Below are 22,128 nucleotides of genomic sequence, written 5' to 3'. Positions count from 1 at the left end.
AAATGATGTTATTTTTTGATATCGAACCAGGCTATTTGGAAGTGGATCCCATATCAATGTTGCGCATCCCCGCTTTCGGAAAATGACAATTCTATTATGGCTTATTGAATGACTTGTTAAGCAAGTATAAGACCTCTTCATCTTCTGTCTGGGAAAAATCTTCATACCATAAACCCACCGCATTAAAAGATAGTGGGGTCATGAGACAAACATATTCATCGGCTAGGCCTCTCATTATTCCATTCATGTCCTCAGGAGCTACAGGAACCGCTACTATAATTTTTTTAGGAGATTCTTTACGTAAAGCTAGAACCGCTGCACGTATACTCGCGCCAGTAGCAATGCCATCATCAACCAAAATGACGATTTTATCCTTTAAAACAGGGAAAGGTTTCTCACCACGATAAGCTCTGTTCCGTCTCGCCAATTCTCTTTCTTCTTGGGAAATAACCTGATTGATGTCTTCTTGAGAAAGTTGTAAATACTGAAGTAACTCTTCATTATAAACTTTGATTCTATTACCAGCCAAAGCACCGAAAGCCAACTCTTCATGGCCAGGCACACCAAGTTTTCGAACAATCATCAAATCTAATGGAGCATTTATAGCTTCTGAAATCATAGCAGCAACAGGTACACCGCCACGAGGTAGCGCAAGCACTATAACATCATTCCGATTAGCGTAAGATTTAAGTTTCTTTCCAAGTAATTGGCCTGCTTGATAGCGATCTTGAAAACGTTCCATTGTTCTCCACTCTATTTATACATCCAATTACTTTTATTGTAGTTCAGATCTGTGAATTATTATGAAGCTTATAAACACTTATCTTTAACTATCCTCTGTTAATTCTGCCAGGCAAATACTGATGAAATTAACCAAGATTATTGAAGATCATAGCCGTTTCTCATAAGTTACAATCACAATCAGGGAAATTACGCTAAGAAATATTGAATGGCAGAGGATGGAATTTTGGCAAATTTGACATGATGACAACACCAACGGCAGAAAAAACCATTTGCACACAACCTACAAGTGCTGCTGCTGAACCAGCAATTGACTTGAACTCTGCCACAGCAGTAGACATACCCCGTGGATAAAGAATACCAATACAGCTGGTCATAATCACTCAAAAAATAGCACGCCAAGAAATAAAATGAAAAATAAAACCTCCCAAAATGGGTGCAACCATTGAAATTAATGAGACAGTCATAGCCAAATAACTAATTGCTCTGGTTAAAGCGATATCTTTATGTGTGCCATTAAGACACGCACGTGTTACTGAAGTAATACCACCAGCACCCATTCCTTCCATAGCACGAGCCAAAAGGAAAAGAATAATATTGGGAGTAATGGCACAGAACCATTAGGCGCTCCAGGGTGTGTTGGCAATATTTTTGATCATTTATTAGGCATATTTTAAAAGTTGACTCTATAATTATGCTGTACGCTACGAAAACAACTTAAAGTAATATAAGGAGAGTGCCATGAATACGCATTCCATGTGTTTTTCAGGGTTGTTACGCAATATAGCTATGATAGGTCTGTTGTTTGCGGCCGTGAGTTATACATCCTCAGCGAATGCAGCTCAAGGATGTGGTGAAGGTTATCACCGTGCCATACATAATGGTACCTGTGTTTTAAACTATCCAGGGGCATTTGCAACTCCCGCTCCGGCCCATCCTGGTTGCTGGCGTAATATGTGGGGACAATTACGTTGCTATAGATATTAATTAAAACCACCAATCATAAGCCTTACTACTTGTTCTCATGACTCATATGATTAGCAAGAAGTAAGGCTTTCATTTAATAACTTCTCATCGATTATTTTAAACACCTGAAAAACCAGAAGGTTTTTCCAATACTTTGGTTTTCTCCTGCGAGAGTAATTTTCCAGATAGGGCTACGTATATCCCTAACAAAATCAAACTGCCTCCGATGATTTGGGAAATACCGGGTATTTCTCCCAAAATCAAATAGGAAAAAACGATAGACATCAAAGGTATTATCGATGCACTGATTGCAACTTCAGCAACTTTCGCATGCTTCATACCTAACATACTGAAATAATATCGCAATGCAATAATAACACTCCCATATAACAGCATCCATTCCCATAAAAAGGGAGAAAACAGATCAGAAAAATGATTTAAACCAAACATAAAAATCACTATAAAAAAGAACAAAATAACTCCTAACAACATTTTAAAAATACTAAATAAGTAATGAGGTAATCTTCTAATAGCATGGAAACCAATAACAGTTGAAACAGTGCTGGAAACTACCGCCAAAAATATGCAAATTTCACCCGTTCTAGGGATAGAAGAAAGAAAAGTATATAAAGGGCCAGTCTTGCTTCCAGTGTTTGGGATTAGGTTCACCGAAACTCCTAACCAGTATTGAAGCAAAACGATTGTGATCACACCCACAGTAGCCAATAAAGCTCCTAACATAATCCGGGCATTGGGGATCTCTCCCAAAAAAAGCCAACCAGCTAATAAAGTCATAGGAATTTGCAAATTTGAGATGAGAACAACATTAATCACGTTGGTATACATCAACCCTAAAAAATACAGGGTGGGCGTTAAAAAACCAGCAAAAAACGCAGCAAACAGAATTAAAAACCAATTTTTTACTGTTAAATGTTCTGGTTTAAAATCTCCCAGATCTTTAAAATGAATTAAAATCAAGGTAAATAAAGCAATTAAATTTCCTGCAAAGAGCACATTACAAAACGAAATCGGGTTGCGGCCATTCACTAAATGCTCATTCCCAAGTGTAATAAGTTTTGCAATAACGGGATTAGCAGCACTTATTATCATAGCGCTTAAGAATAAATAGAGTATTCCCTTATATCTTGGTGACATCTTCCTCTCCCTAATGCTCTTACTATTTAAGTATCACTTTTCATAAATCTATCAGGTGCCAGAGTATCATTCCATGGCAAGTGACAAACCAATACATTCTTTCTTCTTCGGCACTGTGATCTGAAAATAAGAGCAATTTCTGCATGACATTAATCAATAGGAGTGTATTAATATTGTTTCAGCCTATTTGCAAATTTTAATGTTCTAATTTTACATATTCAATTTTACCTGTATCAGCATCCTTTCTGAGATCTGACGAAGCAATAAATAATATATCTTGATTACTGCCACCCAACGCACAATCAAATGGAATAGATAAAGTATGCACGGTTTTAATAATTTCACCCATTGAATTAAGGCACAATATTTCCTTCTTTCCAGGCGAAGCTACCCAAAGCTCCCTTTTTTGTTGATTATAGGATATCCCATCTGGATAATGCCTTTCCAAATCAATAGGAACAGCATTTCTATCAAAATCCACTTGAAAGCCTTTCTGATCAAATGCTACCAGCTCACATCGATTAGTAAGCTCATGCTGGCTATTAAGCTCAAAAGTAATAATTCTGCCCGCGAAGGTTTCTGCTACGATTAACTTTTTATCATCATCACAAAGAACAATGCCATTTGGATAACCAACGTCTGTCGCTGCAATTCGCAATTCTTTATCTGGTGTTATCATCAAAATATTTGAAGGGACGGGTTTTACCTGGTATGCCGGATAAAAACCGGAGGCACTCAAGTAAATATAATCATTTTTTGAAACTGTAAAATCATGACAATATCCGGGGGCAGAACACTGTAAATCTTTATATAGAGAAAGGCTATTCTCTTGATACGCCAACAACTCTCGTTTAAACAATGAGGTTATCAATAATGTTCCATCAGAAAGCCAACCTAAACCAACAGGCTCATCTTCTAACTCAATGACGTTAATATAGGTACCTTTATTATTTGATCGATATACTTTTTTTGCCCATAAATCACAAAACCAAAGTTGATTATCATGCCAGCGCAAACCTTCTGTAAACTTTAAACCATCTATGTATATTTCTGTCTTCAATTCTTTCATTAGAGTCCTTTCAATTCAGGTAAAAATTTGTTCTATAATGACTTCTGGATTTGACTAAAAAAAACAGTATATCATTCAGTATGGATCAGTTTTAACATTATCAAAAACAACACTCACAAAAACCGGAAGGTCTCTTACAACACGATATGATAAGATACAAAGGAGAAAAACGAGATTAAATCCAGGTTTCTACTAGAGTAGAGAAATGAAAACCTGATTTAACCCCGTCATTAGAAAATATAATAAATAGAGATTGTTAAACTACAGTTGATACCGGAATATCATTCATATCATCGGTAATGTCTTTTGGCAAGGCTGTGAAAACCCTGTCTGTATAATACTGAGGGTGATCTCTAAAAAATTTAATCCCAATATCACGTAAGCTTGGAACCTGATTTTTAGCCATCAAATTTTTAAAATCCGAATAAGTAAAAGTATCCAGGTGGAATTCATCACCGTGTTTATGTGATATGCTTCCAATTTTGAATCCAGGATAAGTTGATGTCAGCAACTGGTTATAACCATATAGAGCATCTTTTTGTATTTGTTCGCCAGAATCTTCTAATGAAATATAACCAAAGGAAACCTCAGACTTATATGCTATTGATTCACCATGAAATACTTCCCACACATAATCCTTTTGTAAGCAAGGTTGAAGAATATCCATTGGAAAAGGATGATGTTTATTTAACAATTCTGCCATTCGGTTGACATAAACTGACAAAATCTCCTTAGGATTAAAAATAACGGCACGAAATTTACCTTCTTCTTGATGAGATTCACAAACTTTTACATTTGCACCTGGAGGTAATATTCCTTTTAAGGAATCACATAACTTTTGAGCTTCTTCTTCATTCATCAAAGATGAAACGATTTGATTTAATTGATGATCTTTCATCCTACATTCAAATTGCACAGACTGGCCAGTTCGATCCAAATATAGATCCTGGATAAAATTCATCATCATTATTGCCTTCATAAATACCTCTTTGTTTAATTTTTTGCTTATTGTATTTCCAAAGAAACTATATGTCAACTTTTTTTATAAAATGGTTTTTATATGGGCATATCATGGGTAATTATTCCCCCCAATACAATCTTGGTAATTAAAACTAAAAGAACAGGCTACTCAAACTTTCCTTTTTCTAAAAAGCTTAAAACCAGTTTTTTTACTGTTGAACCATTCATAATGAAGGTATGGTTGGTATTGATAATAACCGGTTCCGTTTGTCCTTGCAGACGAGCTGAATCAGGAGGGACTTTCGCATCAAACCGCCCAGCTATTATTCCTATTTTGACATTTGGCACAGGTACATGATGCACGTAAGAAGATTGCTCGGAGCTTAGTTCAGCTAAAGGTTTTATGAAATAGGTAATCATTGGAAAGAATTTAATGGATAGTCTTGCCAATTCAGAACCCTGGTTGGGAGGGGCAAGCATGATGAGATAACCAATATTTTTTAATTGTTTTGGCGACAATTTGGATAAGGCTTCCCTTACAATAATACCTCCAAGACTATGGGCGATAAAATGAACTCTTACCCCCGAGTTTTTATCAAGTAGTGTTGTAATAAACTGATTTAAATAAACACCATGCTCCTGAATACTATATTTAGCAGAAGGGTATTTGTACAAATAAACCTGATACCCCTGATTTTCCAGATAGGATTTTAATGGCTTCATACTCACATACGTACGCATTAAACCATGAACTAACACCACAATTTCCCCAGTATGTTGGGGTTTCATTGTCATTAAGGGACTGCTTACATGAGTTAGATCCTTGCTTTGGGATAAACTAGCATAAGCCTGAATAAAGACAGTCATTCCGATGAGAATCATCAGAATCCTTTTTATAGTTCGATTTTTATTGATAATGGAATTACCCATTATGATCTCTATTGTTGATTTATCCAAGGTTAATCTTTACTTATACGCTTACTTAAAATTATTAATCAAGCAAATCAATTATGACTCCCATTGTAAGGTAACCTATGCAGGATGGGAATAAAACCAAGTGTGATTCTTTCATCAAATAAATGAACTGGAAATCTGAAACCAAACACAAAGAATTTTTTTAGTCATAAGGGTGTTATTTTTGTAGATTTTGTAGTATATTTGCCCACATTATTTCGAAGAAAAATGATGTAACAAATAATATTGCCATTCTTATGTTTTAGAAAAATATCAAATTCAACCAAGATATTTTGAATGGTTTGTTTACATTATTTATCTATGTATAGTGATTTGAATTTTAAATGACTTATTTCGACGTACCGCTGCTTGTCAGCAGTTACCCATAAGTCACTCTGGATGCCTCGGTCCAGCCGAGGCACGTAGTTTCTTAAGAGGTCGTTTTAATTTACTATACCATACTGACCAGATCAATTTAGGAGAGGAAATGTTTGAATATTTGACATGGATTACTGCAAATATTGTATTAGCAAGTAATTCAATTTTTGGTTCCCCCCAGCCAATCCATGCTCAATTACAAGTACCACAGTGTCTTGCTGCAAAAATGACTATTGCACATGATGTCTTAGCTGAAAATGAGCAATTCAAAATCATTGATCTACCAGGCAATGATATTAAGAATCTGACTCTCTTGGCAGACCAAGTCAAATGCGGCGAGTTTATCAATATCACTGATAAATTCACTGATACCTTGTTAGACGTTAAAAAGAAGTCGGCACAAAATATACTGCAAAAAAGCGCGCTAAATTCTCTTAAAGCTGCAAAAATAAATAAGAACCTCTACGAAATTAAGCACACCAAAGAAGTCAATACTGCCATGAAAGAAGTCATCGCAGATAATATATGGCAAACATTAAACCATTTAACGTCTTATACAAATCGCTCAGCAACCAAAGACACTGGAGTTCATACCGCAAACTGGTTAAAAGACACATTTGAATCCATGGCAATTGAATACAATCGCCCTGATACAACAGCCTTTTTTGTGAAAGCGGGTTGGTATAAACAACCCTCATTAGTGACAGTCATTGGCAAAGACATTAAAGCTCCTGCTATTGTAATTGGTGCCCATATGGATACCCTGGATGGGCGCATGCCTGGTGCTGATGAAGGGAGTGGTGCTGCAGCTATTATGGAGACTGCACGCGTTCTATTGTCATCATCCAAAATAAAATTCAAGCACCCAATTTATATTATTTGGTACGCTGCTGGTGACAGAAATTTGGCTGGTTCTCAATATGTCGTCCAATATTTCCAGGAAAAATCTATTCCAGTTAAAGCGGTTATGCAACTTGACAAAACAGGATTTCGTACCGATTCAGATGATTCAACCATGTGGGTATTTACAGACAATACCAATAATGATTTAAGTCAATATATTACAAAATTAATTACAAATTATATCCATGTTCCTGTTAACTCTTCCAAGTGCAGTTACGAATGTAGTGATCACGTTTCCTGGAATGAAGAGAATATTCCTGCGACATACTCAGCTGAATCGGATTCCAGCGCTTTTAACCCTTATATTGGCAGTTCTTCAGATACGATGGATTTGTTAAATCTGGAGCACATAACTAATTTTTCAAAATTAGCTTTAGCTTTTGCGATAGAGCTGGGGGCTGAATAAATATTCACATTCGCCATTACGACATTGCTCTAAGACAGTGCACTACTCTCATAATTTAATATGAGTTCTATATCAAAAAATGATGCTATTTTTTGATATCGAAATAGACTATTTTGGAGTGAAATCCCATGTCAATGCTACTCATCCCCGCTTTCGCCGGGGACAAGCTTTATGGGATAACGTTCGTTTAGCGATATAAAAGACATTTTCTTGCCTTTTATATCGAACTCACGTTAATTTAAGAACGAGGAGGACGGCCATTATAATTTGCTACTCTCGATCCCCATTCCAATAAATTTTTATTACAATCATCTTTGTCCAGTAGAACTTCAATAAAACATAGTGCATCTGTTTTTTCAGCCTGTCCAATCGCATCCACTAACTCTTTATTGGTTTTAACTACAAAAGACTTGGCATTACTCTGTTCACCACGAAAGACATTTACCAATTCAGCATAGCGCCAGTTATTAATAACATTATAAGGACCATCATGAATTTGTACTTCAATGGTATAACAAGCATTATTCATTAAAAAAATAATTGGTTTATAGCCATAGCGAATTAAAGTTGATATTTCTTGTGCCGTCATTTGAAATGAACCATCACCTATGCATGCAATCACTCTTTTTTGATTATGCAAAGCTGCCTGCATACCTAATAATGCGCCCACAGACCATCCAATCGAGCCATATTGCATTTGAATCTCAAAAGGACAGCCTTCAGGTAAAGACAAACGCATACAATTAAACCAGGAATCACCTGTTTCGGCTAATAAGGCCTTTTTAGCAGACAACATTTTTTGAATTTGACCAAACAAATAACGAGTACTTAATGGAGCTTCAGAGGGATCTGATTCGGGATAAACAAGAGTTTCTTCAGCGATACGTTGATATGCTTTGTATGATGCATCATTAAATTTTAATTTTTTACTTAATTCTCGGATAAAATCGTTCATGAATACATTAGTATAGACTGTTTCACCAATGATGATACCGCCCTTAGTGGTCTTAATTGATTTATGAGGGTTAATTCCCCATACATGCCCCACCGTAGTATAGTCATTCTCATTCGGTCCAATAAGCAGATAAGCATCACTGGAATCGATGATTTCAGCACATCCTGAGGAGCTGACAGGTCCCCAATAGATACCTATGTAATTAGAATGTTGTTCTGAAATAAATCCTTTCGCATCTGGCATAGCCGCCATCGCATACCCAGTACTCTTCGCCAGTTCACTGACCGAATTTAGTGCACCACAATGCCTGGCCTTACTACCCACAATCAAGCTGGGCTTTAATGCAGAGTTTAATTTCTCGGCAGCATGCTTCACTGCTGCAGCCAAAGAGGAACTATCGCTAATTTTATAAGTATTGAATGCGCGTTGAGTGGGCTGTGAGATAGGATAGTTAGCAATATTACAAGCTATTTCAATATAAACTGGCTTTTTTTGTGTTATGGCAATCGCAATCGCCTCATCTATTTGCATAGCGGCTTGTTCCGGCTTGCGAATACAGACAGCATGGGCAGTAACTCGAGAAAAGATGTCTCTTACATACAAATTATCTTCAGTGGCCAGAGTGTGGTGGAGAATTTCAGCATCTTGAATGGAATTGGTATTTGGCCCTCCAGATATGACTAATACGGGAAGATTTTCGGCATAAGCTCCAGCAACTGCATTAACGGCACTTAATCCTCCAACACTATAAGTAACAAATAAAGCTGAAATACCTTTTATACGGGCATAACCGTCAGCAGCATATCCCGCATTCAATTCATTACAGCAATTAATCATTTTCAATTTTTCGTTTTTAAGAACTTCATCCAGTAAAATAAGATTATAATCACCTGGTATGGCAAAATATTCAGAAATACTTAATTCTTCCAGACGCTTTGCTAAATACCCACCAATTGAGTACATGTTAATCCCTTATTAATTAAGAATTTTTTAAATTATAGCACAGCCTCAAGTCGGTAGGAGACAAGGTGAAAACCTGTTATTTGGCCAAAAAAACAAGAGTGCGCCTGGCATCCTGACTTATATGAAGCTCCAAGTCCCCTATCCTAATTTTGAGGATACAAACTCACCATTTTTGGAGCTCAATATCTCTTTTTGTATTTCTATCATTTTCTCCAAATATAATTCCATTTTGAACTTTTCATCTTTTTCACACAAGATTTTTTCTTTCGGAGTTAATCTAAGCATAAGTTGAATATAATCATCCGAAGCGGCTTCTGTAGTATTTGAAAATGTGCTTGATAATGTGCCATGAATAACTAAATCAACCAGATCAGGGTTTATAAATTTCTGCTTCATCAATGAATGCTGTAATAGTACAGATTCGCTTTTACTCTCAGCCTCTTTTTTAAATTTTTTTAAAGTATCCTGCATCAATTTTAAGAAAATATTTAATCCTTCTATCGGATTTATTTTTCCAAGTGAGACCTCCTGCAGGATTTTCAAGGATTTTTGCCTGCAAGCCCCCTCTAACATATCATCCAGATCATTCACGAATGGTGGTAACTCTACAGTGGCATTCAAACTATCCATAAAGTGAGTGCCGGAAAGTAAGCTTTTATATTTTATTCTTCCCTGATTTTGATAAATAGTGGTATCCAGTAGTGAAGGAATAAAACTACTATGACATGCCTCGGTGATTGCTCTACCTCTGTTTGTATTGCGTCCCCTGCCATGCTGGAGATCAGTATGACCACTTGTGGGAAAAATGCCTGTATTATAATACGCAATTAAAGTATAAAAAAATAAGTCAACACGCCGACTCGCATGTTCAATCACATGTTTTTTCACCATTGTAAGGAGTGCATTTTGTTCACCCCGCCTGTCATCCAACTCTTTCCTGGTGTAAGGCAATGAAAGTGCAGCACTAAAATTATTTTTATAATCAAATCGTTTACGTTTTCTGTGACCGAACTGATGCTGCTCTGCTAATTTTAATTTTGAAAAAAAACTGGAGTCAGGTACTGTGGCAGGATATTTACCTTTTGCTAATTTTTGTGTTTCCAAGGTATTTTCTTTTGTGGATACACTTCCATGTGGTGGCAATTGTGATGGAAAAGAAGATAATAAAGCATCTTTGTATGATTTTGTTAAAGGTTTTGCACGAACTTTAAATATTCTCATCATGGTCGTCTCCCTTACTTGCCTTTATGTCACCGTAGTACCTGATTAAAAGCATCAAGAGTCTATATTTTCCATGAAGACACTTAAACTTATTAGAGTAAGGGATGGTAGTTGAAAGAGTATTCCAGACCAGCCCCCTGCTTTAGTCAGTGCAATACTGTCTTATTACAGTACATAATAATCTTTAGGAAAGCAAACATTAAAATTGCTGTATAACAAACTATTGAAGGATAAATAAGTGATATGGAGAATGATTATAATATTCTCCACATGATGTTGTATGAATTTGTTAGTTTCAAACTCTGCAAGAAAACAAAGATTCTATCTCATCTGTGGTTTCATCAAATTTCAAGACAGTTCCAGTTTTAATTTTTTCAACATTTTCAAGATACATTGGCGGTTCAAGTATGGGGTAAACTGAATTAGGAGGAATCGTCTGGGCCTTGTGAGATAGTTTAATATTATAATTCATCACTATTTCGCCGATAGCGGTTTTAAAAACTAACATAGCAAATTGCGAAGCTGCGGGGCACATTCGCTTTCCAGTAGTGAAAGGAAAAATATTATTAAGATTAAATTCATTGGTATCAGTCTTTTCAAAGCGATCAGGATCAAATTTACCTGGATTATTCCATAAATTTGGATCATGACCCATGGCTCGTAATGGAGCAAAAAAATAGGAACCAGCGTTGATTTTAAGATGCTGAATTTCACCTTCCTTGTTTTTTATGTTCCATTCTGTTGCTCGACTGGTCTTTCTCGCAATCATGACACTTGATTGTACATAACGTAGAGCTTCCATGTACACTTGATGCAGATATTTATTTTGAGTTAGTTTTCGAAGCATATTCTCATCGTTCAATGCCGCAGAAAAATCAAAGTCTTGAAGCTCCTTACGTAATCGATTTTTAATATCATCATTAGACATAATTCGCTCCAGGGCTATCATAATGGTATTGGAAAGATTACCTTCAACTAAAATAGAACTGCCTGCCTTTATTTCAAAAAGTTTTTCTAATGAATAATCATTGTGCAGTTGTTCGGAAATGAGCTTATTACTTCCGATGATATCTTTATGGTATTTTCTTGACAGCTCATCTCCCAGATTCTGCAAATTCTGACTGGCTTCAATAAATTCAGGAGAGGTTGGTTCATGATTCGCCAGAGCGTTACTCATTGACTGGAGAGCTTCCATAGAACCAATTTCTACAATGGGAATACCAAATACAACTTTCGCAATAATATTGGTCACCGCCCAGCGAATATTCTCCTGATAAGTATATTTTTCAACCCATTTTTCCAATAATTCAGAGAAGGTATGGAGTGTTTCTGCGTAAGTTTCCTGAGAATTATTAAGATATTTTTTGATAAGTCTTCTCTGCTCAAACGCATCAGTGCCTTGCATATTTGCAACAGTTACTGTTCCAGTGGCCTGGTGAACTCGATCTAGTGGTTCTCTGGCAGCTGGATCATTATCCTCCCCTTCCCCATACTGAAAAAGACGAACCAAAGCGTCTCTATCATAAGGTCCAAGAACAACAATTTGAGGCGCATACCCCAGATTTACCAGTAAGGGAGAAAAAGTTGGAGCAACTGCAAAGCCTTCTTTAGAAGCGATTGGATAGAGATAATCTAAAATAAAAGATTTGGGGTTCATAAGTAGTTCATAACTATAACCTAATCCATAATAACCCCAGGCAGTAACAGTGGATAATTCGTAACTGTCTTGTCTGTCCTCCCATCCGGTTACGTTATCATTATCAGAAGACTCGACTGCTGTATGACTTTCGGTCCATGAAGATATTGGCATAGCTATCCTTATTTAACAGAATTAACTTTGCAATTTAGCAAAGTACGATAAATTCATCCAGTGGTTAGGGCTTTTACTATAGACACATATAATATATAAAAACACTCCACACTGTACACAAGCCGCAATGCGCGGTGCTTTTGTTGCAAAGAAAAACAATTGGAAGGCTTATATGAAGATCCTCCAAAAGCCAGCATTATACCAGCACAAGGAGCTCCTGCATTAACATTCGGGATAACAGACGTTAGAAAAATTCTGTAATGCATTTCACAAAAAATACTCAACCAAAATGAATCAATCTATAGTTATTTCAAAAGTTGAGAAATCTTTTTAACTCGCTCTTCCCTCGACCCCCACAGCTCAACGAGCTTTGGAGCATTTTTTATGGGCATGACTTGATATCTATTTTCAAAATAGATCTGTTTAAAAAAATCATCTACTTCAGAACGGTATGATTCATCAATCGGGCGAATGCCATCGTCTTCAATTTCTACAGGATGTTTTTCATTGATGGATACAAAAATTAAAAGATCAATAAATTCAAGTGATTCTCTTATCGGTTCAATTAAGCTTTCTACAAACGCCATATCCAAATCAGTTTTATGATAACGTTCTGTATACAAGGAGTACGCAATGTAATCAACGGGTGAACGATCAAATATAACTTGGCTGGAAGAATCATGATATTGCTTTACACGGCTGATATTTTGATAAAGTTGGATTCCATTACAGAATCGTGTTGAGTCTTTGCCAAATTTAATATTGTAATTCGCACGTAACGCTCGATAAGGCTCTTCTTCTCTAACATAATCTGGATGAGCTTTAATAAAATCCCAAACAAAAGTACTTTTGCCTACCGAATGTGTTCCTGACACCGCAATACGCATGTTTTCCCCCGCTTTAAAGTTACGGAAAGCATAAAAATATTTTTATATCCTTAACCCAGATAGAGTCCCTTTTCCAGGTTCAACTAATCAAACAAAGTTTTTCCCGGAGAAAAAATGATTTCATACAATCTCTCAAGTTGTTTTTTTGTAACGCGATGAGTAGATAATTGCGGTAATTCCTTGACATCAAAAAAATCAATTTTTGAAATTTCCAAATTTTCTTTGGGTTCTCCAGAGATTATCTCGCAATGAAAAAAAAACTTGTAGGCATGAGGCCATTGCGGAGGATGGTCATGTTTTTGTTTATCCCAGAGAGCCAATAACCTGATTACTGATATATTAAACCCGGTTTCTTCTCTTGTTTCTCGTATAACAGATTCTGAAGGTGATTCATTAACATCGACCCAACCTCCAGGAAGCGTCCATAAAGAGTCAGCTCTTTCCTGAACCAATAATAATTTCTTATCTCTAAGAATAAACGCTCGCACATCTAGCTTAGGAGTAGCATAGCCCCTTTCTAATGAAAAAATCTCATTAATGTCATGAAAAGAATATTGAGAATTCATAGAGGCCATTTCAGCGGAAATTTCTCTGAGCCTGATATATCTTTCCCTATCAAATTCATTCCCACAATAGGCAAGACCATTCTGCGCTATAGCCTGAATTTCTAACACCCACTTTAACCAATTTGCTTTATCATTTTCCATGAGTTTTCTACTCTTAACTATTGTGTTCTATAAATTTAAAAGCTCCGAAAGTTATATTAATTGTATACCAACAAAATAAATTCATCTCGCCATCTTGATCATTAGTATCTGTATACAAATACAACAAAAATATTAAATTCCGCACAAATTTTAGATAAAGTATTAAGCTAGAGCTTACGAAAAATTCCATGATCAGGGCAACAAACGTTTTTAAGTAAGAGAGTTTATATAATCTAAGCGACTGAATTAAAAACATTTTTTAAAATAGAGATTGGAGTTTTTCCAAGTCCTGTATGCATAAAAATTCTAAAACGTCTATGCTATAAACAGATGCTTTTAAACAGGATAGCCACGATGGATTGTGACGTTTTAATTATTGGAGCAGGACCTACTGGTTTCATGCTGGCGATAGAACTCACTCGAGCCAATATTTCTTGTGTGCTTATTGATGCAAAGAAAGGTGTTTCCGATATTATTAAAGCCACCGCAATTTCATCCAGAGCACTTGAAGCCTTTGATGATCTTGATGGTGCAAAACCATTTGTTAACAAAGCAAATTTTACTCACGCACTGAATATTTATATTGAAGGTCAACCCAAACTTCATCTTCCATGGGTTGGTATTGAATCCAAGTACCCTTCATTTTGTTTGTTAGGGCAGAATTACGTTGAAAAATTTCAAGAAGACCTGTTAAATAGTTATGGTAATAAAGTGCATTGGAATACTTCTTTAATTGACTTTCAACAAAATGATGATGACATTACCGGCACACTAGAGAAAAATGGAAAAAAACTGAGTTTTACATGTCGATATCTTATTGGTTGCGACGGCAGTAACAGCACCGTTAGAGAAATTGCTCGAATTCCACTCTATGGAAAAACATATCCAAATCACTATCTAATAGCAGATGTTCACATCTCTGGAGATTTTTCTCGTAAAGACTGGTATTTCTTTTTAAGTCGGCAAGGTTTTTGTAGTATTGGTGGATTGCCTGATGGGCGCTGGGGAGTATTGATAAGTCTCCCGAAAGGAAAAGAGTCTGAAACAAAAGAAATGATCGATCTTGCCAAGGTTCAATCATTATTTGATAAACACAGTAGTATTCCAGGAAAATTATCTGATCCAAGATGGATATCGCATTTTCATACTCATATGAAATATGTAAAAAATCGACAACAAGGACGAATATTCTTATGCGGAGATGCTGCCCATCAGATCAGTCCCTTAACATCTCTTGGCATGAACAGTGGCTTGCTGGATGCAAAAAATCTTGCCTGGAAACTCGCACTAGTCTGCCAAGGAATCGCGCAACATAAAATTCTTGCAACTTATGATCAAGAACAACGCCAGACTATAAAGACTGCTCAGAGGCTCTCTGATGCCAATGAACGCTCTTTTGCAATGACTGGCGTGCTAAGCCGAGAGGTTCGTGATCATTTTACCGAGCTTTTTTTGCGGCTTCCTCCTGTAATGCGCATGTTTGGCGGAATCATGTCACAAATTAATATCGCTTTTAAAAAAAGTGCCCTCACTGATGAGTTTGTCGGTCTACCTTTATTAAATTTTGTATCATCAAAAAAGCATTTAAGTTCACAAAAAAATTGCTTAAATGCCTGGATGGATTTTTCACGAGGTCCAAAGCCGGGTAGTTATTCAATTGATATTGAAAACATCTATTGCCCAAAACTACGACATCAAAAATGGCTTTTCGATAATACTCTTAAAGGAAAACATGCTCTGCTTCTGTTTATGGGTATCACTATACCCGATGAAAAGCATTGGGCTAGTTTGAAAGAAATTGCCGACTTTACAAACAATCATTATTCAAAATGGATCAATATCTATTTTATCATTGCAGATGAACAATGGCCTGAACACTTTAATTGCCCCTATTCAGTTTTTTTTGATAAAGACAAAGAAGCGCATCAACGATACGGCGCTACGGCGGATTGCCTTTACCTAATCAGACCTGATCGTTTTGTTGCTTACCGTTCATTGCCCCCTCGCCTGGATATGTACATCAAATATCTGACTAAAGTTTTCAGCATCAGTTCATATCAAGAAAATGAATAACTTACTGGATGGTCTTTTCAAGCCCTGTTTATCCAGGTACTAAATAAAAAACCGAGCTTTTTACCAGTTTATTAATAACACCTCACCAATATTATTTTATTCTCTTTTGCTTGAACTTTCATTCAATTATTGACCTTAAACTTTAGAAACAGAGTGGAATCTTATCTAAAAATAGCGAATACCAAAATACAGTAAAGATAATTGCTATGCTGATTATTATTTACAAATATTGCCACTTTTTTTAATATTCGGAAATTCAATAACAAGGATTTACAGTGTCTTACCAAAAATCTTTTTTCTCGCGAATTGATCACCTGAATTCTGTAACTGAATACGGATAAGTTTTTACCAATACAAATTTTGCTTAACTCAGGATAAATACAAACATCATTTAGACAATTTGTTTGTACAGACCCGGCCTATATAGATAACAACGTATGGAATTCAGATATGGAACCCAAATTATTACGGTTAATTGGCATGAAAAAATTGTTTGAACTGATAACTACCAAGAAATCAAGAATAAAGTATGGCCATTTGCACTTAGCAAAAAAACAATTTATCTGTGTTTTCCTCTTATTCCTCACTATAAAATGGTCTTGGGCAGAACATCATTATGATACTATAATCGTTGGCGCAGGCGTTGCTGGATTAACTGCAGCGCAACACTTACACGATGCCCAACAAAAAGTACTTATCCTCGAAGCTAAAAGTCGTCTCGGGGGCAGAGTATATACCAGTTATGACTGGGGATTCGCCACTGATTTAGGCGCTTCCTGGATTCATGCCATTGAAAACAACCCATTAATGCCTTTAGTTGGCAAGCAATCGATTGTCATCAATAGTTATAACAACTCCGATCCGGTAGCCATGCTGAGCAATTTTGCTTTATACGACAGTCAAGGAAAACCAGTATCAAAGAAAGCATTAAGTTGGTTTTCCACTTTAACCAGAGAATTCTTGGATTATTGTCAAACACGCAATAAAATGATCTCCTTTGCGCAAAATTTCACTACATTTACACAGCAAAAAAAGATAGATGAGGAACAAAGAGCCTTACTTCATTATGCCTTAGAGAACATCTACACTTACGAATTTGCCGATAATTTGACCAAATTATCACGTAACGTCTATTCTGTATATGAAGCATCCACTGCCTCCGGAGACAATGCTCTTGTTCCAAATGGCTATTTCCAGATTTTTCGCCAATTTACGCAGCACATTCCCATCCATTTAAATCAAATTGTCAGCCAAATTGATTACAATGCTAATGGCGTCAAAATCATCACCCAAAATGATACCTACCATGCCAAGCAAGTGATCATCACCGTGCCCTTAGGAGTACTTAAAGCCAATACAATCCAGTTTCATCCAGCCTTACCCATGGAAAAACAAGCAGCGATCTCCAAATTACAAATGGGGAATTATGAAAAATTATATTTGTTGTTTGACCAGGTTTTTTGGGATAAAGACAAAGAATGGATTGGTATGTTGCCAAAAAACGAGCATGAAGCATTCAATATCTTTAACTATTACAAATACACAAAAAAACCAGTGCTCATCGTATTTACCAGTGGCAAACTGGCACGCGACATGGAAAAGGGCCATTTAACAGATTGGGTCATGAAACGTTTAAGACTGATTTATGGTGACCACATTCCAAAACCAATTAAAAACAAAAAAACTCATTGGGGCAGCGATCCATTCACACTCGGCAGTTATTCTTATTTACCTATGAACGTTGATAAAAGTGTCATTGCCACTCTAGCCAAACCTGTGGCTGGCCGGCTCTATTTTGCTGGAGAAGCGACTTCAACCACTGACCCTAGCACAGTCCATGGTGCTTATTTATCTGGGATTAGAGCGGCTGATGAAATATTGGCAAACATCAAAAAAACAGGAATATCAATGAGTAAACATGCCATAGAGTAATTTAACTGAATAATTATAAAAAATATTTTCATTGCTTTTTTAATTTTAACCTGAGTCTCAATTTTATTTTGGAGAAAAGAATGTTTGCTAAAAAAGAAAAGTTTTCATTAACTAATAAAAAAGACGAACAAGATCAGGAAGAGACTCAAAATACTGTATTTCCCCTCCAAACAAATAATTTAGCCCCTCCAGAAACAGGAAGCTATTTTTGCTCCGCAGATCAATGCTCTTTAAATAATCCTCATGCTCCTGCTCAAGGCTTTACAAGACCAGACTCATTTCTTGGCAAAACAACTCCTCAATCCCCTATGGTCTACGAACAAGTATTTAAAGTCTCAGAAGAAACTATGAAACCAGAAACACATTTTATAAATACGAGTCTTGAATACCCAGAAGAAGAAATGAATTCCAATGATTGGAGACAATTCATTCCAGATGAGTTGTATCAAATGATGAAAGAAGCTGCCAAACAAGGTTTTCTTCTTTCTTTCCTACTGACACTTTCTGATGAAACAGTGAGTGACTATCTTAAAGGACATCATTACTCACCAGGACAAATTTATTGGATTACTCAGGCCATTCGTGCTTTCACTTTAATTGCTATCGGTGCCTCCCCAGGAATCGCTTTGGGCTTACCGTTAAGCAATTATTTATTGACTGAGTATTTAGGATTTAACAAAACTAATGTCAATTATTTCACAACCGGATCTATCATAGCTTGGGGATTACTTAGCTCCCCTTTTAGTGTACTCAATACCTCACTAACAATGGCTAGTTCTATTAGCTCCAGTATTATAGGGGGTCAAATTGCCCGATCATCTTATCAATTCGTCCGCAATAGATTTTTTTCTTCTGGATCAGTATCAGAAGAAGAAGTAGAACAAGAGAAAATACTACGGATAACGAGTTGACAGAGATTTAGATCAATAAATTTTTTATATACCAAGCCATAGTCATATTTTGCCTATAATATGATCAAAATGATGTCATCCTGAGTGCATCAAGGATGACGTTAATTTAGGCATATGAGGGCCTCTCTGCTATGTGACCTGACTTCGTTATCATCTGCCATTCTGAATTAAAATCGCCAGTCTTCATCAAGACGAATTCCAAGCCATAGGATTGCAGGAAATAGAATCAATTAATACTTACCTAACTTTTATTTGCTATATTCTTTTTATAATCATTATTTTCATATGATATGGCAAAGGATAAAAGATTCTTTTCACAACGACCCCAATTGAGCCTTACCCTGATAAATTTTGTGTATCATGATGGAATTGGTGATTTTAAACATTTTCTTGAATTTGTGGCCTATTTTCATAATATCTTACAATCAAAAGAAATAGAGCTCATCTGTATTGTTATAAATGGGCATGAACAAGGTAATCCGCATTCATTATATATTGAAGAAAAATTAGAGACGCTTCGAGTTTCACATAAGCTTTTGATCTATGACTCTGTTGATGGCCATGACGATTTGCGCCAACAAATTAAGGAAAATAAATCATTAAGAAAACAATTACAACACACAATCGGAATCGTTGATATTGCACTCAATACTTCCTATAAACTGGTTGTTCAAGAGTTTTGCAAAGAAAAAATACCAACAATTACTATTGCTGAAATTGATTTGTATGCGACCTATGACAAACCTTCTCGCATTTCGACCCCATCAAAACATATAGAAAAATCCCGCTATCAATCTGACCATGTCTATATAATGGGATTAGGGAAAAACAGAGTGGGATTAAAATTAACAGAGGGTTTGTTGAATTCTCCTCAGAAAGCATGGCAAGCTCTGGAACAAATAAGTGACAAGAGAATTAAAAATTTATTATTAGGACACTTTGATGAAGAGCCGATTTCACAAAGCACTATAAGCCTATTTTTACAAAATAATTATTTTATTCCTGGTTATCTTCAGGATATTGATACCATTTTTGGATTCATCAGTATTTTCGCCATCAATCATAAATTAAATGCAGATGGGAAAAATCTCATTTTTTATTTGAACAATTATCAAAATTTGTTTAAGAAAAATTATTATGATGAAGACACAGAACAACGTTACTCACAATTTACTGATTTGTTGTTTGATCGAGATCATCCATGGCATGAGGTTTTTACAAATTCAGGCATCCAATCTATAACAATCCATAACTACACTGGCCAAAAGCCCAGTGTCGAATTGATCAATCTAAATCAGGGAGGTCGAAAAATTACTATCATTACAGGTATTCAGCTAAATGATACCGACTACCAATTACTGTATGATATCCCACAACATTTCGTTGCAGCCTCTGGTGACAATACGCTTGAAAATGCTATTAATCATGGTTTATTATTTTTAATGCAGTATAAATATCAGTATCAGACCGTTAGAGAAATTGCCAAAATTGCAGAACAAAAGAGTGATATTTTTGGCTTTGATGACGAAGAAATTCAAGAGTTTCATGCCTATTTTGGGGAAGCTCATCACCTTATCAGTTATGCTAACCAAAAATCAACGAATGCAAGGGCTTCTTTACAATCAATAGACTTGGTACGCTTGTCTTCTAACATGAAAAAAGTGTGTGCTTATTTGATTGAGAAGGAAAATTTTTTACACCATTTACCTGAAATTTTACAAACTGATTTAGAACACATAAGTAAGCCAGAAATAAAACTATAACCTGATCTGCTCTACCCTGTTATCTGAGGAGAGCCCACGTTTTATAGTGATTTTAATTTTAAATGACTTATTTCGACGTACCGCTGCTTGTCAGCGGTATCCATAAATCACTCTGGATGCCTCGGTCAAGCCTAGAGGTCAAGCCGAGGCACGCAGTTTTTTTAACTCGGGATAACACGAGGAAATAGAATTAACCTAAGAATTTATTAGTCTTTATGATGCCGTCTTTCATGATCAATTAGCCACTGTTTACGACTTATGCCGCCGCCATATCCACCCAGTTCACCATTGGCATTGATAACACGATGACAAGGAATAACAATGGCTAATTGATTCGCTCCATTGGCATTAGCTACAGCTCTATAGGCCAAAGGTTTTCCGATGATTTGAGCCTGTTGCATATAGCTTCTTGTCTCACCATAGGGAATGTCGATTAAAGCCTGCCAGGTTTTCTTTTGAAAAGAGCTTCCTATCAAACAGATGGGTGTTTTAAATTGCTTTAGATTCCCAGAGAAGTACAGCTCTAATTCTTTCTCTATAGATTGTATGGGAGATGAATCCCCTGGAATAATCGCAGCATTCGCCTTATTTCTTAGCCTTTCAATTTCTCTTTCCAATCCTCTCCTATCAACAAATTCAAGTAAATATAAGGCTTGCTCATCTGAAACAGCCAGCATGGGGCCTAAAGGTGTATCTAACCATGAAGCTTTAAGCATCTTATATTGTTTATTAAGATGTGATGGTGCAGCACCCATAATTTTAGCAAAAGCATCCCTAAAACCACTTCCCGAATGATATCCAGCATCCACTTGAGCATTAATCACTGAATCTCCTTCTCTGATTTGTTTCATGGCTATCCCCATTCTTCTGGCTCGAGCATAAGCTACAAAGGTCATCCCAAATCTTTTCTTAAATTGACGTCTTGCTGTTGATACATCAACAGAAAATTCTGCAAAATCACTGTCTTTCCATCTTTTTTCGGGATTAGCTTCTACCGCATCAACCAAACGTTTCACCAAATCAGATATTCGATCGGGATGAGATAATGGCTGACAACGCCTGCAAGGTCTATAAGAAGCCAATAGTGCTTCTTGAACCGTTTGAAAAAATTCACAATTTTCCAACTTTGGTTTTCTTGCTGGGCAAGTTGGTCGACAAAAGATACCCGTTGTTTTAACTCCCACATAAAAGAGCCCTTCATAGGCAGAATCTTTACTCAACAGAGCGTTATAATATTCATTTTTTCTTTGATCACTGATTTTAAACATCACGATTCCTGGCAAACAAGCTTACTAGTTATTATAAATCCTTTATAAAACAATAAAGCCGAAAATCAGACAGTGATTTTTTACATCACTGGAACAAGACTTCCGA

At 36.2% G+C, this 22,128-nt stretch carries 19 protein-coding genes; 6 read left to right on the top strand and 13 right to left on the bottom strand.

Annotated features, from left to right (window positions below):
• Positions 1–94 precede the first annotated feature (94 nt).
• The 3 genes from ACZ5EK_RS06225 to ACZ5EK_RS06215 all read right to left on the bottom strand — a co-directional run bounded on the left by ACZ5EK_RS06225 (position 95) and on the right by ACZ5EK_RS06215 (position 1,349).
• The gene (locus ACZ5EK_RS06225; protein WP_464431942.1) at positions 95–742 is read right to left on the bottom strand and encodes a phosphoribosyltransferase; all 648 of its coding nucleotides are present in this window, start codon (positions 740–742) and stop codon (positions 95–97) included.
• A 193-nt stretch (positions 743–935) separates the two neighbouring features.
• Positions 936–1,118 (bottom strand): hypothetical protein, encoded by a 183-nt coding sequence (locus ACZ5EK_RS06220; RefSeq protein ID WP_464431940.1) that lies wholly within the window; start codon positions 1,116–1,118, stop codon positions 936–938.
• Between the two features lie 6 nt (positions 1,119–1,124).
• A complete protein-coding gene (locus ACZ5EK_RS06215) occupies positions 1,125–1,349 on the bottom strand; it encodes an MFS transporter (protein ID WP_464432463.1) in 225 nt (74 codons plus the stop codon).
• Between the two features lie 133 nt (positions 1,350–1,482).
• Between ACZ5EK_RS06215 and ACZ5EK_RS06210 the strand changes: the two genes are divergently transcribed.
• Positions 1,483–1,728 (top strand): hypothetical protein, encoded by a 246-nt coding sequence (locus ACZ5EK_RS06210; RefSeq protein WP_464431939.1) that lies wholly within the window; start codon positions 1,483–1,485, stop codon positions 1,726–1,728.
• 96 nt (positions 1,729–1,824) lie between these two features.
• Here ACZ5EK_RS06210 and ACZ5EK_RS06205 read toward each other — a convergent pair whose 3' ends face one another.
• The 4 genes from ACZ5EK_RS06205 to ACZ5EK_RS06190 form a co-directional block, all read right to left on the bottom strand.
• Positions 1,825–2,862 (bottom strand): DMT family transporter, encoded by a 1,038-nt coding sequence (locus ACZ5EK_RS06205; protein ID WP_464431937.1) that lies wholly within the window; start codon positions 2,860–2,862, stop codon positions 1,825–1,827.
• A 196-nt stretch (positions 2,863–3,058) separates the two neighbouring features.
• Positions 3,059–3,931 (bottom strand): SMP-30/gluconolactonase/LRE family protein, encoded by an 873-nt coding sequence (locus ACZ5EK_RS06200; protein ID WP_464431935.1) that lies wholly within the window; start codon positions 3,929–3,931, stop codon positions 3,059–3,061.
• Between the two features lie 256 nt (positions 3,932–4,187).
• Positions 4,188–4,829: a type IV secretion protein Dot gene (locus ACZ5EK_RS06195; protein WP_464431933.1), complete on the bottom strand. Its 642-nt coding sequence runs from the start codon at positions 4,827–4,829 to the stop codon at positions 4,188–4,190.
• A 227-nt stretch (positions 4,830–5,056) separates the two neighbouring features.
• Positions 5,057–5,821, bottom strand: a complete 765-nt coding sequence (locus tag ACZ5EK_RS06190) for an esterase/lipase family protein (protein ID WP_464431931.1) — start codon at positions 5,819–5,821, stop codon at positions 5,057–5,059.
• A 511-nt stretch (positions 5,822–6,332) separates the two neighbouring features.
• On the opposite strand from ACZ5EK_RS06190, the gene lapA reads away from it, so the two are divergent.
• Positions 6,333–7,532: an aminopeptidase LapA gene (gene lapA / locus ACZ5EK_RS06185; protein ID WP_464431930.1), complete on the top strand. Its 1,200-nt coding sequence runs from the start codon at positions 6,333–6,335 to the stop codon at positions 7,530–7,532.
• Positions 7,533–7,770: 238 nt separating this feature from the next.
• Here the strand turns inward: lapA and ACZ5EK_RS06180 are convergent, their stop codons facing one another.
• The 5 genes from ACZ5EK_RS06180 to ACZ5EK_RS06160 form a co-directional block, all read right to left on the bottom strand.
• On the bottom strand, positions 7,771–9,450 hold the full coding sequence (locus ACZ5EK_RS06180) for a thiamine pyrophosphate-binding protein (protein ID WP_464431929.1): 1,680 nt from the start codon (positions 9,448–9,450) through the stop codon (positions 7,771–7,773).
• A 138-nt stretch (positions 9,451–9,588) separates the two neighbouring features.
• Positions 9,589–10,674 (bottom strand): hypothetical protein, encoded by a 1,086-nt coding sequence (locus ACZ5EK_RS06175; protein WP_464431928.1) that lies wholly within the window; start codon positions 10,672–10,674, stop codon positions 9,589–9,591.
• Between the two features lie 292 nt (positions 10,675–10,966).
• Positions 10,967–12,481, bottom strand: coding sequence for a cytochrome P450 (locus ACZ5EK_RS06170; RefSeq protein ID WP_464431927.1), 1,515 nt, complete (start codon positions 12,479–12,481; stop codon positions 10,967–10,969).
• Between the two features lie 305 nt (positions 12,482–12,786).
• Positions 12,787–13,368: an AAA family ATPase gene (locus ACZ5EK_RS06165; protein WP_464431926.1), complete on the bottom strand. Its 582-nt coding sequence runs from the start codon at positions 13,366–13,368 to the stop codon at positions 12,787–12,789.
• A gap of 83 nt (positions 13,369–13,451) precedes the next feature.
• Positions 13,452–14,075, bottom strand: coding sequence for an NUDIX hydrolase (locus ACZ5EK_RS06160; RefSeq protein ID WP_464431924.1), 624 nt, complete (start codon positions 14,073–14,075; stop codon positions 13,452–13,454).
• 354 nt (positions 14,076–14,429) lie between these two features.
• On the opposite strand from ACZ5EK_RS06160, the gene ACZ5EK_RS06155 reads away from it, so the two are divergent.
• The 4 genes from ACZ5EK_RS06155 to ACZ5EK_RS06140 all read left to right on the top strand — a co-directional run bounded on the left by ACZ5EK_RS06155 (position 14,430) and on the right by ACZ5EK_RS06140 (position 20,754).
• Positions 14,430–16,148 (top strand): FAD-dependent oxidoreductase, encoded by a 1,719-nt coding sequence (locus tag ACZ5EK_RS06155; RefSeq protein ID WP_464431923.1) that lies wholly within the window; start codon positions 14,430–14,432, stop codon positions 16,146–16,148.
• 450 nt (positions 16,149–16,598) lie between these two features.
• Positions 16,599–18,080, top strand: coding sequence for an FAD-dependent oxidoreductase (locus ACZ5EK_RS06150; RefSeq protein WP_464431922.1), 1,482 nt, complete (start codon positions 16,599–16,601; stop codon positions 18,078–18,080).
• An 80-nt stretch (positions 18,081–18,160) separates the two neighbouring features.
• A complete protein-coding gene (locus ACZ5EK_RS06145) occupies positions 18,161–18,991 on the top strand; it encodes a hypothetical protein (RefSeq protein WP_464431920.1) in 831 nt (276 codons plus the stop codon).
• Positions 18,992–19,344: 353 nt separating this feature from the next.
• On the top strand, positions 19,345–20,754 hold the full coding sequence (locus tag ACZ5EK_RS06140; protein WP_464431919.1) for a hypothetical protein: 1,410 nt from the start codon (positions 19,345–19,347) through the stop codon (positions 20,752–20,754).
• Between the two features lie 206 nt (positions 20,755–20,960).
• Here ACZ5EK_RS06140 and ACZ5EK_RS06135 read toward each other — a convergent pair whose 3' ends face one another.
• Positions 20,961–22,022, bottom strand: coding sequence for a bifunctional transcriptional activator/DNA repair enzyme AdaA (locus ACZ5EK_RS06135; RefSeq protein ID WP_464431918.1), 1,062 nt, complete (start codon positions 22,020–22,022; stop codon positions 20,961–20,963).
• Between the last annotated feature and the right edge of the window lie 106 nt (positions 22,023–22,128).

The sequence above is a fragment of the Legionella sp. JM-2024 genome, assembly GCF_055389095.1.
Note: the sequence above shows the minus strand (reverse complement) of the source record. Positions and strands in the feature narration are given on the sequence as shown.